Consider the following 15,341-nt stretch of genomic DNA (forward strand, 5'->3'; position numbering starts at 1 on the left):
GTCTGAGCGAAGCGCAGCGCAGCGAGTTCGAGCGAGACCCCGCTGGACGCGAGCACCGCAGGTTGCCCGAAGCGAAGCGCAGGGACGCAGACAGTGGGGTCGCCTTTTCTTTGGTGACTTTCTTTTGGCGAAGCAAAAGAAAGTTACTGCGCCGCCGGGCGCACTCCCCGGCTCCCGCCCCATGCAAAGGCATGAAGCCAAAAGTGCCTCCAACGCTTATAGGAAAAGCGCCGCAAGCTACAAAAAAAGGAGCACCCATCACACCCCCCCCCTACGAGCCCGCCACCTCTCAGCCCACCCCTCAAACGTCAAATAAATCACCGGCGTAGTGAACAGCGTCAGCAACTGGCTCACGATCAGCCCCCCCACCATCGTCACCCCCAGCGGATGCCGCAACTCGCTACCCACCCCACCGCCCAGCATCAGCGGCAAGGCCCCCAGCAATGCCGCCAGCGTCGTCATCAAGATTGGGCGAAAACGCAGCAGACAAGCCTGGTATATCGCCTCCCGCGCGGGCAGCCCCTGGTCGCGCTGCGCCTCCAGCGCAAAGTCGATCATCATGATCGCGTTCTTCTTGACGATGCCAATCAAGAGCACGATGCCGATCACCGCCACGATGTCCACATCCAGCCCCGCCATCCACAACGCCAGCAACGCCCCCACACCCGCCGAGGGCAAGGTCGAGAGGATGGTGACCGGATGGATGGTGCTCTCATACAGCACCCCCAGCACGATGTACATGGTGACCACCGCCGCCAGGATGAGCAGCAGCGTGTTCGACAACGAAGCCTGAAACGCCAGCGCCGCGCCCTGGAAGCCGGTGTCCACCGACAGCGGCAGCAACCCGGCCTCACGCGCCGCCGCCTGCTCGGCCTGGATGGCCTTGACGGCATCGCCCAGCGCCACGCCCGGTGCGGTGTTGAACGAGATGGTCGCCGCAGGCAGCTGGCCCACGTGGTTCACGGCCAGGGGCATGCTGCGCTCTTCAATGCGGGCCACCGATGACAGCGCCACCGGTTTGCCGGCGCTGGACGCAACGTAGATGCTGTTCAGCGCCTCGGGGCCCAGCTTGAACTGGGGTGCCACTTCCAGTACCACGCGGTATTGATTGGACTGCGTGAAGATGGTGGAAATAAGCCGCTGGCCAAAGGCGTTGTACAGCGCCGTGTCGATGCCCGCCACCGTCACACCCAGGCGGCTGGCCTGGGCGCGGTCTATCTGAACAAAGGCCTGCAGGCCCTGGTTTTGCAGGTCGCTGGCCACATCGGCCAGTTGCGGCAAGGCGCGCATGCGCTGCACCAGGTCGGCAGTGCTGGTCTGCAGCTGGGCCATGTCGGGCGACGAGAGCAGCAGCTGGTATTGCGTGCGCGCCACGCGGTCTTCAATGGTGAGGTCTTGCACGGGCTGGGCATAGAGGCGAATCCCCACGATGTCCCGTGTCTCATCGGCCAGACGGCGCAGCACCACGGGGGCGCGGTCGCGCTCGGCATGGGGCTTCAGGTCAATGAGCAGGCGGCCGGTGTTGAGCGTGGTGTTGGCACCATCCACCCCGATGAAGGAAGACAGGCTTTTCACGGCCGGGTCTTGCAGGATGCGCTCGGCCAGGCGCTGCTGTCGCTCGGCCATCGCGGCAAACGAGATGGACTGGTCGGCCTCGGTGGTGGCCTGCAGCGTGCCGGTGTCCTGCACCGGGAAAAATCCCTTGGAAACCCACAAATACAGCACCACCGTCAGCACCAGCGTGGCGCCAAAGGCCAGCCAGGTCAGGCCCCGGCGGTTCAGCACCCACTGCAGCGCACGGCCATAGTGGGCGATGGTGCGGTCAAATAACCGGCCGGTGGCCTGGTACAGGCGGCCGTGGCTTTCTTCGGGCGTGTGGCGCAGCAGGCGCGCGCACAGCATGGGCGTGAGCGTGAGCGACACCACGGCCGACAGCAAGATGGCCACCGCCATGGTGATGGCAAATTCATGGAACAGGCGCCCCACCACGTCGCCCATGAACAAGAGCGGAATCAGCACCGCAATCAGCGAGATGGTGAGCGAAATGATGGTGAAGCCGATTTGCCTGGCGCCCTTGAGCGCGGCCTGCAGTGGTGGCTCGCCCTGCTCCACATAGCGGGCAATGTTCTCGATCATCACGATGGCATCGTCCACTACGAAGCCAGTGGAAATCGTCAGCGCCATCAGCGTGAGGTTGTTGATGGAAAAGCCCGCGAGATACATCACGCCCAAGGTGCCCACCAGCGACAACGGCACCGCAAAGCTGGGAATGAGCGTGGCCGAGGCGCTGCGCAAAAACACAAAGATCACCGCCACCACCAAGCCAATAGCAAGCGCCAACTCGACCTGCATGTCCCCGACCGACGCGCGGATGGTGGTGGTGCGGTCGGTCAGCACCTGCACGTCCATGGACGCGGGCAAAGTAGCCTGCAGCTGCGGCAGCAGGGCCTTGATGCGATCGACCGTGTCGATCACGTTGGCACCGGGCTGGCGGCGGATGTTGAGGATGACGCCAGCGCGCGATCCGGTTTCGGGCGTGCCCGCCCAGGCAGCCAGGCGGGTGTTCTCGGCATCGTCCACCGTTTGCGCCACATCGCGCAGGCGAATGGGATTGCCGCTCTTGAAGGCCAGGATGAGGTCGCGGTATTCCTGGGCGGACTGGAGCTGGTCGTTGGCGTCGATGGTCGAAGCGCGCGCCGGGCCATCAAAGCCGCCCTTGGCCTGCTTGACGTTGGCGGCCGCGATCACGGTGCGCACATCCTCCAGCGTCAGACCGAGGCTGGCCAGCGCAGCAGGGTTGGCCTGGATGCGCACCGCCGGGCGGCGCCCGCCTGCAATGGCCACCAGCCCCACGCCATTGACCTGCGAGAGCTTGGGTGCCAGGCGGTTTTCCACCAGGTCGTTGAGGCGGATGACGGGCAGCGAGGGCGAGGTGATGGCCAGCGTGAGGATGGGCGCGTCCGCAGGGTTGACCTTGCTGTAGATCGGCGGCATCGGCAGGTCATTGGGCAGAAGGTTGCTGCCCGCATTGATGGCCGCCTGCACCTGCTGCTCGGCCACGTCCAGTGCCATGTCGAGCGCAAAACGCAGCGTGATGACCGAGGCCCCGCCCGAGCTGGTGGATGACATTTGCGACAGGCCCGGCATCTGCCCAAACTGGCGCTCCAGCGGGGCGGTGACGTTGGACGTCATCACGTCAGGGCTGGCGCCGGGGTACAGCGTGGTGACCTGGATGGTGGGGTAGTCCACCTCGGGCAGGGCCGAGATGGGCAGTAGCCGGTAAGCCAGCAAGCCTGCGATGAGCAACGCCACCATCAACAGCGAGGTGGCGATGGGGCGCAGGATGAAGAGGCGCGAGAGGTTCATGGCAGCAGTGCCGGCACGGCGCGGTGCATGATTTCAGCGCGCAACGGCCGCTGCCTCGATCACGCCCACCTTGGTGCCTTCGCGCAGGCGGTCGATGCCGTCGGTCACGACCTGGTCGCCATCTTTCAGGTCGCCGTCCACGCTGACCCGGTCCCCATCGGTCACGCCGACGCGAACGCGCCGCTGGGTCACCGTGCCATCGGGCTGCACCAGGTAGACATGGTTGTTCTGCACCGCCGTGCCCGGCACGGTGAGCGCATTGGGTATCAGGTTGAGCTGCAGCCGCACATTGACAAACTGGTTGGGGAACAGCCCGCCGTCCTCATTGGCAAACGCGGCCTTCGCCTTGATGGTGCCGGTGCTGGGGTCGATGGCATTGTCGACCGCGCCCAGGCGCCCGCGTGCCAGGCGCTGCTTTTGCTCGCGGTCCCACAGCTCCACGGGCAGCTCTGCACCTTGGTGCAGGCGCTGGTTAATTTGCGCCAGATGCGCCTCGGGCACGGCAAAGGCCGCATCGATGGGCTGGACGAGGTTGATGGCGACGATGCCATTGGCGTCCGCAGGGCCGACCACATTGCCCCGGTCGGCCTGGCGCAGGCCCAGGCGCCCGGCAATGGGCGCCGTGATGCGCGTGTAGCCCAGTTGCAGGCGGGCCGCATCCACCTGCGCGCGTCCGGCAGCCACAGTGCCCTCAAGCTGGCGCACCAGGGCCGCCTGCGTGTCCACCTGCTGGGTGGCAATCGAATCCTGGGCCAGCAGGTCTTTGTAGCGCTGCAGATCGAGTTGCGCATTCGTCAGCAACGCCTGATCGCGCTGCAGGTTCCCCTGCACCTGGCTCAGCGCGGCCTGGTAGCTGCGCGCATCGATCTCGGCCAGCAACTGGCCCGCCTTGACCTGTTGGCCCTCTTTGAAATGCAGCGCCGTCAGCTCGCCGCTGACCTTGGCCCGCACCACCGCCGTGGCGCGTGCACTCATGGTGCCAATGGCCTGGACCATTACGCGCACATCCTGGCGCCGCACCACGCCCACCGACACCGGTTGCACCTGCCCGCCAGCACTGAAGCGCCCCGGCCCGCGCGCGCCCGCCGTTGAGGCTCCGGCCGTGGCACTGGACCCATCTGGGCCTGCCTGGCGCTGTTTCCACCACCAGCCCCCGCCCGCTGCGAGCGCCAGCACCACCAGCAACCACCACCAGAACACACGTCCTTTCTGGCGCAAAGCAGAACGCACCGGGGAGCGAAAAATACGTTGGGACAGCATGGGAGGCGCGGCAAAGTGAAGTCGGGCAATGGTAGCCACCCACCGCAACGCCCCTGATTGCATCCGGCAATGGTCGGCTGCTGTGCCCGGGTTTTACAACGTACTCACGTTGTCAGCGGTTGGTGGCCAGTAACAGGCCGCCTGCTCCCATGAAGAACCCGCCGGTGGCCTTGTTCAGCCGCACCACCCCGCGCGAGGTGCGGATGAACCGGCGAATCTGCCTGCCGCCCGTGGCATACGCCGCGGTGGATACAAACTCGCTGGCCAGATAGATGGACCCCAGCACCACAAATTGCCGTGCGGCGGGTTGCCCCGGATCGATGAACTGCGGAAAGATGGCAGCAAACAGGATGATGGCCTTGGGGTTGGTGATGCCCAGCAGAAACTCCTGCGCGATGAGGGCGCGCAGGCTGAAGGGGGCATCAACCGCCAAAGCACCCTCACCTTCCACCAGCGCCAGACCGCTGAACTCGCGGCTATGCCAGGCCCGCCATCCCAGCCAGAAAAGATAGCCAGCCCCCACCCATTTCACCGCTGTGAAAGCCGCTTCAGAGGCCAGCAGCATGGCGCCCAGGCCCACGGCCGAGATGCACAAAAAAATCGCAAACGCCGCCACACGCCCCACCGTGGCCACCAGGGCCGCACCTACGCCAGCGCGGATGCCGTTGTTGAGGCCACAAAAGTTATTGGGCCCCGGGGTCAGCGAGATGGCAATGGCCACGGGCACAAACAAAAGCGCATCCATGATGAAGCGGTCCTTGCAAGCCAAGCCGATCAGTATAAGAACGTGTTCACGTTCTCAGGCAGCCCCCCGGCGGGCCGTTGGCTTGGCGCCGACGCCCTCAGAGGGCGATCAGGTTCGCGCCAGATCGACCACAGTGCCCCAGGGCACACCGGCCAGTTTTTCATAGTGAGCGACCACCACCAGCCGGCCTGGCTGGGCAGCCACCGATGTCAAGGCCCGCGCTAGGTACTGGATGGACGGTTTGTCCAGCCCCGCCACGGGCTCGTCGATGAGCGTCAGTGGCGCGCCCGAGGCCAGTGCCCCTGCCATCAGCACCTTGCGCTTGCTGCCGGTGGACAACGCATAAAGCGGCTTGTCCAGATGCTCGCTCAGCGAGAACCCCTCGGTGTGCGCGGCCAGCGCAGCGGCATCCCACAGCGGATAGCGTGCGGGCAGGCCATCAAGCCAAGTGCGGGCAGTGAGCTTGTCCAGCCCATCAGAACGCGGATCGACCCAGAAGACCTTCTGCGCGCAGGCCGTGGGCGCGTCACTCAGGCGCACCCCCTGCAGCGTGATGCGACCAGCCTGTGCGGTCAGTTCCCCCGCCAGCAGGCGCAGCAGCGTGGTCTTGCCACTGCTCTCATCGCCGCGCACCAGCGCAAGACCTGCGGGCAGCGCCACCGACCACTGGTTGAGCACCCCACATTCGGGATAGGCAAAACACAGGCCCTCCACCTGCAAAACCACGTTGTCGGCCACCATGTTTCCTTTGCGGAAAAAAAGCAATTTTACGAAGCGCGCCGCGCCCACAGCCATCCCCCGGCCTGGTTGACCACCAGGCCACACAGCACGGCTGCGGCGCCCGCCCATTGCAGCGGCGCAGGTGTTTCACCCAAAAATGCATAAGCAGCCCAGAGCCCCACCACGGGCACCAGCAGCGAAAACGGTGTCACCCGCCCGGCGGCATGGCGCTGCAGCAATTGTGTCCACAGCGTGTAGGCCAGCAAAGTGGCCAGAATGGCCAGGTAGCCCACCGCGAGAAGCGCCGTGCCATCGATGGCCTGCAACTGCGCCACCACGCCGCTGGCACCTTCGGTCCACACGGCCAGCGCGAAGAACGGAACGATGGGCACCACGCTGCTCCACACGATGAACGAAAACGGCGCATAGGCTCCCACCTGCGCCGCGCGCCGCGCCACCAGGTTGGACACCGCCCACATGAAGGCCGCCCCGAGCGTGAGCACAAAACCGGCCAGCGTCATCTGCCCTGGCCCTTCGCCATGGGCCAGGCCTATCGTCATCAATCCCCCAAACGCCAGCAGCAGGCCCCACCACTGCCAGGGCTTGGCGCGCTCTCCCAGCAAAGGGGCGGCCAGCAGCAACGTAAAAAACGCTTGCGTCTGCATGACCACCGAGGCCATGCCCGCAGTCATGCCCAGCTGCAGTCCGAGGAACAGAAAACCAAACTGTCCCAGCCCCTGCGCCAACCCATAGCCCACCACAAACCGCCAGGGCAAGGCCGGGCGCGGCACGAACAGCAGAAAAGGCAGCGACGCCGCAGTGAACCGCAAGGCGCCCAGCAGCATGGGGCTCAGGCCCTGCAAGCCCAGCTTCATCACCACAAAATTCAGCCCCCAGATGACCACGACAGCCAGCGCGCGCAGCAGGTCGCCACGGCTCAATGCGAGCGCCGTCATGCGGACACCGCCGGCGCCCCGGCAGCAGCCACCGGCCGCCCTTGGTGTGCGCGGGCCGCCACGAAGGCATCGAACGCCTGGGCGCTGGTCTTGCCAGGCACATAGCCCAGCACCTCTTTGAGCGCGGTGTTGAGCAACACGGGGCGGTAGCGCAAAAAGTCCAGCTGCTCCGGCCCGTAGCGGCTCACGCCCAATGTGGAGCCCACCGCCAACGCGGTGCGCAGCAGGCCTGCCGGGAGCTCCAGCACCGGCTTGCCCAGGCGCCGGGCAATCTCGCGCAGGGGCAGCGCGCCATCGCCCGCCAGGTTGAAGCAGCCAGCACGCTGCGTGCGCAGTGCATGCAGGATGGCGCCGGTCACGTCCTCGTCCCAGATGAAGACAAATGGGCTCTCGCTGCCACGAATGGCCAGCAGACGCGGTTTGTCAAACAGGGCGGTGATCTGGTTGTCCACCCGCTCGCCCAGGATGGTGCCGATGCGCAGCACCGTCTGAGCCAACGCGGGATGGTCGGCACGGTACTGGGCCAGCATCTCTTCGACGAGCCGCTTGTGGTGGGCATACGCAAACACCTCGTTGCCGCGCAGTGCATCGGTCTCCCGCAGCCAGGCCGGGTGGTCAGCGTGGTAACCATAGGCAGCCCCGCTGGAGCTGACCACGATGTGCTTCACCCCCGTGGCCACACAGGCGGCCAGCACATTCTTGCTGCCCAGGACATCCACGGAATATTCAAATTCACGGCTGGATCCTTTGCCCGGCGTGACGATGGAGGCCAGATGCACCACGCTGTCGATGGCGTGTGCGGCCAGTGTCTGCGCCAGCGCGGGGTCACGCACGTCCTGCACCAGATAGATCACGCCAGGCAGGCGGCGCTCGGCAGGCACCTCGCGCACGTCGGCGGCGACCAGGGTGGATACGCCTTCGCGCGCCAGCGCCGCCACCACGCCCCGGCCCAGAAAGCCGTCGGCCCCGGTCACCAGGACGCGACGCGTTGTCAATGAAGGTGCAGCAGTCATGCGCCGTACTCCTTGGCAACAACGACCGGCGGCACCACGGCGGGCCTGCGGCCCCACCATCCTGCCAGCATCAGGCCCGCGACGATGTCCCAGAATCCCCAGACACCCGCCACCACGGCCATGCCGCCCAGGCCACCAAAGAAGCTAAAGATCAGCACCAGGCCCAGCCCGGCGTTGCGAATGCCCACTTCAATGGTCACGGCGCGCCGGTCGTAATCCGGCAGGCCACTGAGGCGCGCGCAGGCGTAGCCGGTGCCAAAAGCCAGCGCGTCGTGCAACACCACCGCCAGCAACACCAGCCCCACATAGTCGAGGAAGTAGCGCCAGTTGCCCGCCACGGCGCCGACGATGAAACCGATGAGGCAGACAAAACTCAGGATGCGCACGGGTTTGGTCACCCGCTGCGTGAAGCGCGGCAGCTTCTCTGCGCACAGAATGCCCAGCGCGAACGGTAGCCCGATGATGACCACGATGTGCCCTGCCATCTCCAGCGGATCGAGCGCAATGCTGCGCAGCAGCGGCGCCGCCGTGGGGTGCAAACCGCCCCAGAATGCAAAGTTGAGTGGCATGAGCACGATGGCCAGCGCGTTGGAGATCGCCGTCATCGATACCGACAGCGCCACATTGCCGCCCGCGCGGTGCGTGAGGATGTTGCTCACATTGCCCGGCGGGCAACAAGCCACCAGGATCATGCCCAGCGCAATGCTGGGGCCGGGTTTCAGCAGCAACGTGAGCACAAAGGTCACCGCAGGCAGCACGATGAACTGCGCTGCAACGCCCACTGCCATGGCTCCTGGCATGCGCAGCACGCGCCTGAAGTCGGCCACACGCGTATCGAGTGCAATGCCGAACATGAGAAAGCCCAGCACCACGTTGAGCGCCACGAGCGATGCGGGGTTGAAGTTGAGACGGATTTCGTCAACAGGCAGCATGGTGAGCCTTTCAGGCCAAAGCGGCGGAGGCTGCCCGCACGGCATTGCGGTAAGTGTCCTTGTGCACGTAGTACGCCATGCGTTCGAGCTTGAGGTACTTGAAGCCGCCCGACAGATCGGGCTGCGGGCCCGCCTTGGCCTGGCGCAGCGCGTCGGCGCGCGGCGATCCCTCTGCCTGCGCCTTGAAGAAACGCGCCATCAGCTCGGCCTGCTCGTAGCGGCCCTGCCAGCCGATGCCGCTGGCTTCGATCATGCCCATCACGGCCAGGTTGTCGAAACGCGGCGAGAGGATGTTGAGGTACAGGTGCGGCGCCATGCCCTGCCAGTTGAGCAGGCTGTGGTCAATAAACGGGTAGTGCAGCTTGTAGCCCGTGGCGCACAGCACCAGGTCATAGTCCTGTGCCCTGCCGTCCTTGAAGTGCACCGTGTGTCCTTCGAAGCGCGCGATGTCGGGTTTCACATGGATGTCACCATGGCCCAGGTGATGCAGCACCAGCGAGTTCACCACGGGGTGGGACTCGTACATCTTGTAATCGGGCTTGGGCAGGCCAAAGCGTGCGGGGTCGCCGGTGAACCACTGCAGCACCACGCTGTCGATCTTCTGCTTGAGCCAGGGTGGCAGCGGGCGCTTGCCACCCAGAGTATCGGCGGGCTTGCCAAACACGTACTTGGGCACGAAGTAGTAGCCCCGGCGCACCGACAGATCCACACTGCGCGCGTAATGCACCGCATCCACCGCGATGTCGCAGCCCGAGTTGCCCGCGCCCACCACCAGCACGCGTTTGCCCTTGAACAGCTCGGCACTCTTGTAGGCGCTGGTGTGCAGCAGTTCACCGTCAAACTGGCCTTCAAATTGCGGCATGTTCGGCTCGGCCAGTGTGCCGTTGGCAATGACCACGCCCTTGAACTCTGCGGTCTGTGCCGGGCCACCGTGCTGGCTCCAGGTGATGCGCCACAGCGGCGCGGCGCCCTCTCCTACGGGCTCGACTTTGAGCACCCGCGTGCCAAACCAGTAATGCGGGCGCAAGCCGAAGTGGTCCGCAAAGTCCATGAAGTATTGCCGCATCTCGCGGTGGCTGGGGTAGTCGGCCACATCCGCGCGCATGGGGAATTCGGTGAACTCCGTGGTGTGCTTGCTGGAGATGAGGTGCGCCGACTCATACACGGTGCTGCGCGGGTTCTCGATGTTCCACAGGCCGCCCACATCGGTGTGTGCTTCGAAGCCCTGGAAAGGCACGCCAACCTTTTGCAGGTTGCGCGCAGCGGCCAAGCCGCTGGGGCCCGCGCCGATCAGGGCGACTTGCGTTCGGGTGTCCACCACGGTGGGTGTTGTCTCGGGGTTCATGTGTGTTTTTCTTTCGGGTGCAGGGGACTTTTTTACTCACGCGGTTCGCCAGGCGGATACAGGCCGGGGATGGCCGTGGCCCCCGCCTCGCCCACCCGCGGCTTGCGGGGCTGGCCCAGCAGCAGGCGGTCATGCAGCGCGCCAGGCAAAAGGTTAAGCAGTCGGGCCAGCCAGCCGATGCGGGCCGGCAGAACAATGTGGGTGCGGCCCCGGGCAATGCCCGCCAGCATGGCTTTGGCCGCCGCCTCGGGCTCCATGAGGCCGGGCATGGCAAAGCGGTTGCCCGCCGTGAGTGCGGTGCGCAGATAACCCGGGCTGACCGTGCTGACCACGATGGACTCGCTGCGCAACTCGGCACGCAGGCTCTCCAGATAGCGGATCAACCCGCCCTTGCTTGCGCAATAGGCGCCGTTGCCGGGCATGCCGCGCCAGCCCGCAATGCTGGCCACCCCCACGAGCGCGCCACGTCGCTGCGCACGCATGGCTTTCACAAAAGGCTGAAAGGTGGTGGCCGCGCCCAGCAGATTGACTTCCAGCATGCGGCGCAACACCGCCAGGTCGTCGGCCTCGGCCGTATCGAAGCCACCCGCCACCCCGGCATTGGCAATGACCAGGTCGGGCGTGCCCCGGCGGGACATCCAGTCGGCTGCCATGGCCTGCATGGCGGTGCTGTCCGCCACGTCGGGCGTGTAGACGGCGCACCGCCCTGGTGCCAGCGCTGCCAAGGCCTGAAGGCTGGGCCGGTGCAACCCCACCAGCGCCACGACGGCGCCCTGGCTTAGCAGCTCGCGCGCCAGCGCCTGCCCAAGGCCGCCGCAGGCGCCGGTGAGTACCGCGTTCTGGAAAGTCTCTGCCATGGAGTCCCTGTGAGATATGGCTTTGCAGCTTAGCCACAATGCTCAATAATCCCGAAATGTTTTACGGATTCGTCTCGAATTTCGGGATTTATGACACGCCCTGACTCATCCCCCAGCCTGCGGCTGTTTGAACTGCTGGAAATCATGTGCGCCCGGGGCCGGCCTTTCACACTGGCAGATGCCATTGAGGCCAGCGGCTGGCCCAAGCCCAGCGTGCACCGCATGCTCGGTCAGCTCGAAACCGGCAGCTTGCTGGCCCGCGAGCCGGGTGGCCGCCGCTACACCCCGGCCCCGCGCCTGTTGCGCTTGGCCGAGAGCACGCTCAGTGCAGGCACCCAGCACGGTGTGCGCCACGCCGTGCTGCGCCAGTTGGTGGCCGACATTGGCGAGAGCTGCAACCTGACGGCACTGAGCGGCGCCGAGGTGATCTATCTGGACCGGGTGGAATCGGCCTTTCCGCTGCGCATGGAGCTGCGGCCGGGCACCCGCGTGCCCATTCACTGTTCGGCCAGTGGCAAGCTGTTTCTGGCGCACCTGTCGCCCGCGCGCCGGGCGGCCATCCTGGACGGCCTGCCCCTCTCCCGCCACACAGCCACCACGCTGACCGACCGTGCCGCCCTGGAGGCCGAACTGGAGCAGATCCTGCGGCAGGGCTACGCCACCGATGCTGAGGAGTTTGTGGATGGCCTGGTCTGCGTTGCCGTGCCGGTGCTGGGCACCGGGCGCCGCCAGGTACGCTGCGCAGTGGCACTGCAGGCACCAGCGGCACGCATGCCCCTGGCCCAGGCGCTGCAGCAGGTGCCCCGCCTGGGCGAGGCCGCCCAGGCACTGGGCCGCACCTGGGCGTGACACCCTCTTGAATGACGAACATGAACCTGAACTATCTGGATTTTGATTACAGCGAAGACGCCGACGGCGTGGGCACTTTTGATGCCATGGCCAGCGTTGCGCCGGCACAGATCGCTGCGTTGCACGCCGAAATCTGCGCCGTGCTGGCTTGGGCACAGCAGCATTGGCCCGATGCATGCGCCCCCATCGAAGAAGGTGGTGTGTGGCACTACGACCTGCACGGCGTGCAAGAGGTCAGCACACCGCTGTTGCTGGATTTTGATGAAACCTCCGGGCAGCTGTGCACGGCGACGGGCAACCCCGCAGCACCACGCACCACCATCACACTGACGATCAGCGGCAGCGCTGACTTTTGTGCAGCGCTGCGCGATGCTTTCGGACTGGAATAACCCGTGCCCGAGACTCCTCGCCACTTGCACCCTAAAAGCCCCACGTTGTAAACAGGTTAGGGGGCGCCGCCACTTCAGGCCTGCAGGGAGCGCTACAGTTGCGACTCATTAGTTCAACTCAATACTGGAGAGTTTCATGCTGTCACGACGTCACTTCCTGGGCGCAGGTCTGGCCACCACCGTTTACGCAGCGGGCTCTTTTGTCCCGGTGTGGGCGCAGAATGCGCCGAGCTTCGGCACGCCCACCCTGCCCCGCCCCGGCTTTCGCCGCATGAAGGTGGGCGATGTGGAGGTGATAGCCCTGAACGACGGCATCACACGCCGCCCACTGGGCGAAGAGTTTGTGAAAAATGCACCGCTGACCGAAGTGCGTGCGCTGCTGGCGTCCCAAGGTCTTCCCACCGACTACATCGATGTGCCTTACACCCCTTTTCTGGTGGTGGCAGGCGCGCGCAAAATCCTCATCGACACCGGCCTGGGCGAGTTTGGCGGCCCCACCACGGGCAAGCTGCTGGACAGTCTGCGCGCCGCTGGCATGCAGGCGGCCGACATCGACACGGTGCTCATCAGCCATTTTCATGGCGACCACATCAACGGGCTGCGCAACAAGGCCGGTGAATGGACCTTCCCAAATGCCAAGGTCATGGTGCCCGCCGCCGAGCACGCCTTCTGGATGGACGACGCCCGCATGGCCGCTGCGCCGGCTGGCATGAAAGGCGCCTTCGAGAACGTGCGGCGCACCTTTGCCAGCATGCCCGCAGACACGCTGGTGCAGTTTGCGGCGGGCGCCGAAGTCGCACCGGGTATCCAGTCGGTGGCGGCCTACGGCCACACGCCCGGGCACACGCTGTTTGAGCTGACCTCCTCGGGCCAGAAATTCTTTTATGTGGCCGACCTCACCAATGTGCCCGCGCTGTTTGCGCGCAACCCCGACTGGGCGGTGGCATTTGACATGGATGCCGAAGCCGCGCGCAAGGTGCGGCGCGAGGTGTTCCAACGCATCACTGCCAGCAACGCCATGCTGGGCGGTTTTCACTTCCCGTTCCCGGCGTTTGGGCGCATGGAAGCTTCCGGCAACGGCTATGCCTTCCTGCCGGCAGCCTGAACCAGCCCTGACCCGCCGCGCCCTGCTGGCGGCAGGGCTTGGCCTTGCCCCCTTGCAAGGTTGGGCCACACAAAACGCCGACGCAGAGGCCCTGCTGCGCAAAGGGGGCGTGGTGGTGGTGTTTCGCCACGCCCTTGCGCCCGGCACGTTCGATCCGCCCGGCATGCGCCTGGGCGACTGCAGTACGCAGCGCAATCTCAGCGACGCAGGCCGGGCACAGGCCCGGCGCATCGGCGAATGGTTCAAGGAGCGACAGTTGCAACCCGCCGCAGTGCGTTCCAGCCCCTGGTGCCGGTGCATGGACAGCGCCACGCTGGCCTTTGGCACCCCAGAGGTGTGGGCCGCGCTTGGCTCTCCCCACGGCGCCCCCGAGACCACGGGAGCCCGCCATCTGCATGAGTTGCGCAAAGCGCTCGTCACCGCGTCTGCGCGCAGCGGCCGGTTCGAGGCGTGGTTCACCCACATGTTCGTTCAGTCCGATCTGGCCAACGACAGCACCCGATCGGGTGACGCCCTTGTTTTGCAGGCCCACCAGCACGCCAACCCCCAGGTGCTGGCCAGACTCTCTGTGACGCCGTGAGCACGCGTGCTGCGGGCGCAGTCAATGCGGCATCCGGCTGACCGCAGGGTTCATCACGCAATGGAGGGCGCGATTCCCACAGGGCCCAGGCCCCCCTTTGCCCCATGCCCTTGCATCCGGCAGATCGAGGAGACAAGACCTCCTGAAAGGCCCTGATATCGGCTGTGGCCTAATATCACTCTTTTTTCCACTATCTCAGAGACCTACCATGGGCAACAAGATCGTTACCGAAGCAGACCGCAAGCGCACCCCCCAACCCAAGCCTCTGCCGGGCGTGAGCCTGCCAACGTCTGGCCGTGGTCAGCGCGTCAGCCTGGAGCGTGGCGTGGCTACGCGCAGCAAGAAGAACCCTGGCAAGCGCTCCAAAAAGGGCGGCTGATCGGCGTGGGGCCAAGCCCCCTCGCCAGCCAAAGATGCCCTCGCCTTGAGGGCATTCTTTTTTCTGCCCCGGTAAACCTGAAACCAGGGCGCACCTGCCCGACGCAGCGCCGCTAAGATGGCGCGCATGATCACTGTCCACCACCTTGAAACTTCGCGCTCGCAGCGCGTGCTCTGGTTGCTTGAAGAATTGGGTGTTCCCTACGAACTCAAGGTTTACCAGCGCGACAAGGCCACCAGGCTGGCGCCGCCCGAACTCAAGAAAATCCATCCCCTGGGCAAATCCCCCGTGATCACCGATGGCAATGAGGTGATCGCTGAATCCGGCGCCATCATCGAATACCTGGTGGAAACCTATGGCGCCCAGATCGGCGGTGACCTGGCACACCTGCAGCCGGCACCGCGCACCACCGAGCATCGCCAGTGCCGCTTTTGGATGCACTACGCCGAAGGCTCGCTGATGAACTGGCTGGTGATGAAACTGGTGTTCATGACCATTCCGACCCAGCCCATGCCATTCTTCGTGAAGCCCATCGCGAAGGCCCTGTGCGGCAAAGTACAAAAGAAGTTGATCGACCCCAACGTGGACACCGCGCTCGACTTCATGGAGAACCACTTGGCCACCCACCGCTGGTTTGCGGGCGAGCACCTGACCATGGCCGACTTCCAGATGAGTTTTGCCGTGGAGGCCGTCCTCTCGCGTGCCAGCCAGGCCCGCGCATTCCCCCACCTGCTGGCCTACAAAGAGCGCATGACGGCACGCCCGGCCTACCAGCGCGGCCTTGCCAAGGGCGGACCGGTGGTGATGGCGGCCTGATCGCCGGAGGTGTAGAGATGCACATTCCC

The 15,341-nt window shown here is 65.4% G+C and carries 14 protein-coding genes and 1 pseudogene; 6 read left to right on the plus strand and 9 right to left on the minus strand.

Going from position 1 to position 15,341, the window contains the following annotated elements; translation table 11 throughout:
• Positions 1-258: 258 nt before the first annotated feature.
• From K226_RS19170 to K226_RS0116925, 9 genes and pseudogenes are all read right to left on the minus strand, one after another.
• Complete coding sequence (locus K226_RS19170; protein ID WP_035242139.1) at positions 259-3,366, minus strand: MdtB/MuxB family multidrug efflux RND transporter permease subunit; 3,108 nt, start codon at positions 3,364-3,366, stop codon at positions 259-261.
• Positions 3,367-3,402: 36 nt separating this feature from the next.
• Positions 3,403-4,626, minus strand: a pseudogene (locus K226_RS19175) (efflux RND transporter periplasmic adaptor subunit); the annotation flags it as partial.
• A gap of 112 nt (positions 4,627-4,738) precedes the next feature.
• A complete protein-coding gene (locus tag K226_RS0116895) occupies positions 4,739-5,371 on the minus strand; it encodes a LysE family translocator (protein WP_024815907.1) in 633 nt (210 codons plus the stop codon).
• 108 nt (positions 5,372-5,479) lie between these two features.
• Entirely contained in the window at positions 5,480-6,112 is a 633-nt protein-coding gene (locus tag K226_RS0116900) for an ATP-binding cassette domain-containing protein (RefSeq protein ID WP_035242288.1), read from the minus strand.
• 26 nt (positions 6,113-6,138) lie between these two features.
• The gene (locus K226_RS0116905) at positions 6,139-7,047 is read right to left on the minus strand and encodes an EamA family transporter (protein WP_024815909.1); all 909 of its coding nucleotides are present in this window, start codon (positions 7,045-7,047) and stop codon (positions 6,139-6,141) included.
• Positions 7,044-8,060 (minus strand): NAD-dependent epimerase/dehydratase family protein, encoded by a 1,017-nt coding sequence (locus K226_RS0116910; RefSeq protein WP_024815910.1) that lies wholly within the window; start codon positions 8,058-8,060, stop codon positions 7,044-7,046. The genes K226_RS0116905 and K226_RS0116910 overlap by 4 nt, the downstream gene beginning before the upstream one ends.
• On the minus strand, positions 8,057-8,992 hold the full coding sequence (locus K226_RS0116915) for a bile acid:sodium symporter family protein (protein WP_024815911.1): 936 nt from the start codon (positions 8,990-8,992) through the stop codon (positions 8,057-8,059). Before K226_RS0116915 ends, K226_RS0116910 begins: the two co-directional genes overlap by 4 nt.
• A 10-nt stretch (positions 8,993-9,002) precedes the next feature.
• Positions 9,003-10,337, minus strand: coding sequence for an NAD(P)/FAD-dependent oxidoreductase (locus tag K226_RS0116920; protein ID WP_081739448.1), 1,335 nt, complete (start codon positions 10,335-10,337; stop codon positions 9,003-9,005).
• Positions 10,338-10,369: 32 nt separating this feature from the next.
• Complete coding sequence (locus tag K226_RS0116925) at positions 10,370-11,194, minus strand: SDR family oxidoreductase (protein ID WP_024815913.1); 825 nt, start codon at positions 11,192-11,194, stop codon at positions 10,370-10,372.
• A 90-nt stretch (positions 11,195-11,284) separates the two neighbouring features.
• Here K226_RS0116925 and K226_RS0116930 point away from each other — a divergent pair, with 90 nt between their 5' ends.
• The 6 genes from K226_RS0116930 to K226_RS0116955 all read left to right on the plus strand — a co-directional run bounded on the left by K226_RS0116930 (position 11,285) and on the right by K226_RS0116955 (position 15,312).
• Entirely contained in the window at positions 11,285-12,043 is a 759-nt protein-coding gene (locus K226_RS0116930; RefSeq protein ID WP_024815914.1) for an IclR family transcriptional regulator, read from the plus strand.
• Positions 12,044-12,063: 20 nt separating this feature from the next.
• Entirely contained in the window at positions 12,064-12,432 is a 369-nt protein-coding gene (locus K226_RS0116935; protein WP_024815915.1) for a hypothetical protein, read from the plus strand.
• Positions 12,433-12,568: 136 nt separating this feature from the next.
• Positions 12,569-13,537 (plus strand): MBL fold metallo-hydrolase, encoded by a 969-nt coding sequence (locus K226_RS0116940; protein ID WP_024815916.1) that lies wholly within the window; start codon positions 12,569-12,571, stop codon positions 13,535-13,537.
• Positions 13,538-13,589: 52 nt separating this feature from the next.
• Positions 13,590-14,117: a histidine phosphatase family protein gene (locus tag K226_RS0116945; RefSeq protein ID WP_369795491.1), complete on the plus strand. Its 528-nt coding sequence runs from the start codon at positions 13,590-13,592 to the stop codon at positions 14,115-14,117.
• 208 nt (positions 14,118-14,325) lie between these two features.
• Positions 14,326-14,496 carry a hypothetical protein gene (locus K226_RS20085; RefSeq protein WP_198314713.1) on the plus strand — a complete coding sequence of 57 codons (171 nt, stop codon included), beginning with the start codon at positions 14,326-14,328 and terminating at the stop codon, positions 14,494-14,496.
• 126 nt (positions 14,497-14,622) lie between these two features.
• On the plus strand, positions 14,623-15,312 hold the full coding sequence (locus tag K226_RS0116955; protein WP_024815918.1) for a glutathione S-transferase family protein: 690 nt from the start codon (positions 14,623-14,625) through the stop codon (positions 15,310-15,312).
• The last annotated feature ends 29 nt before the right edge of the window (positions 15,313-15,341 follow it).

The sequence above is a fragment of the Acidovorax sp. JHL-3 genome (assembly GCF_000526295.1).
In the GTDB taxonomy this organism is placed as follows: Bacteria; Pseudomonadota; Gammaproteobacteria; order Burkholderiales; family Burkholderiaceae_C; genus Acidovorax; species Acidovorax defluvii.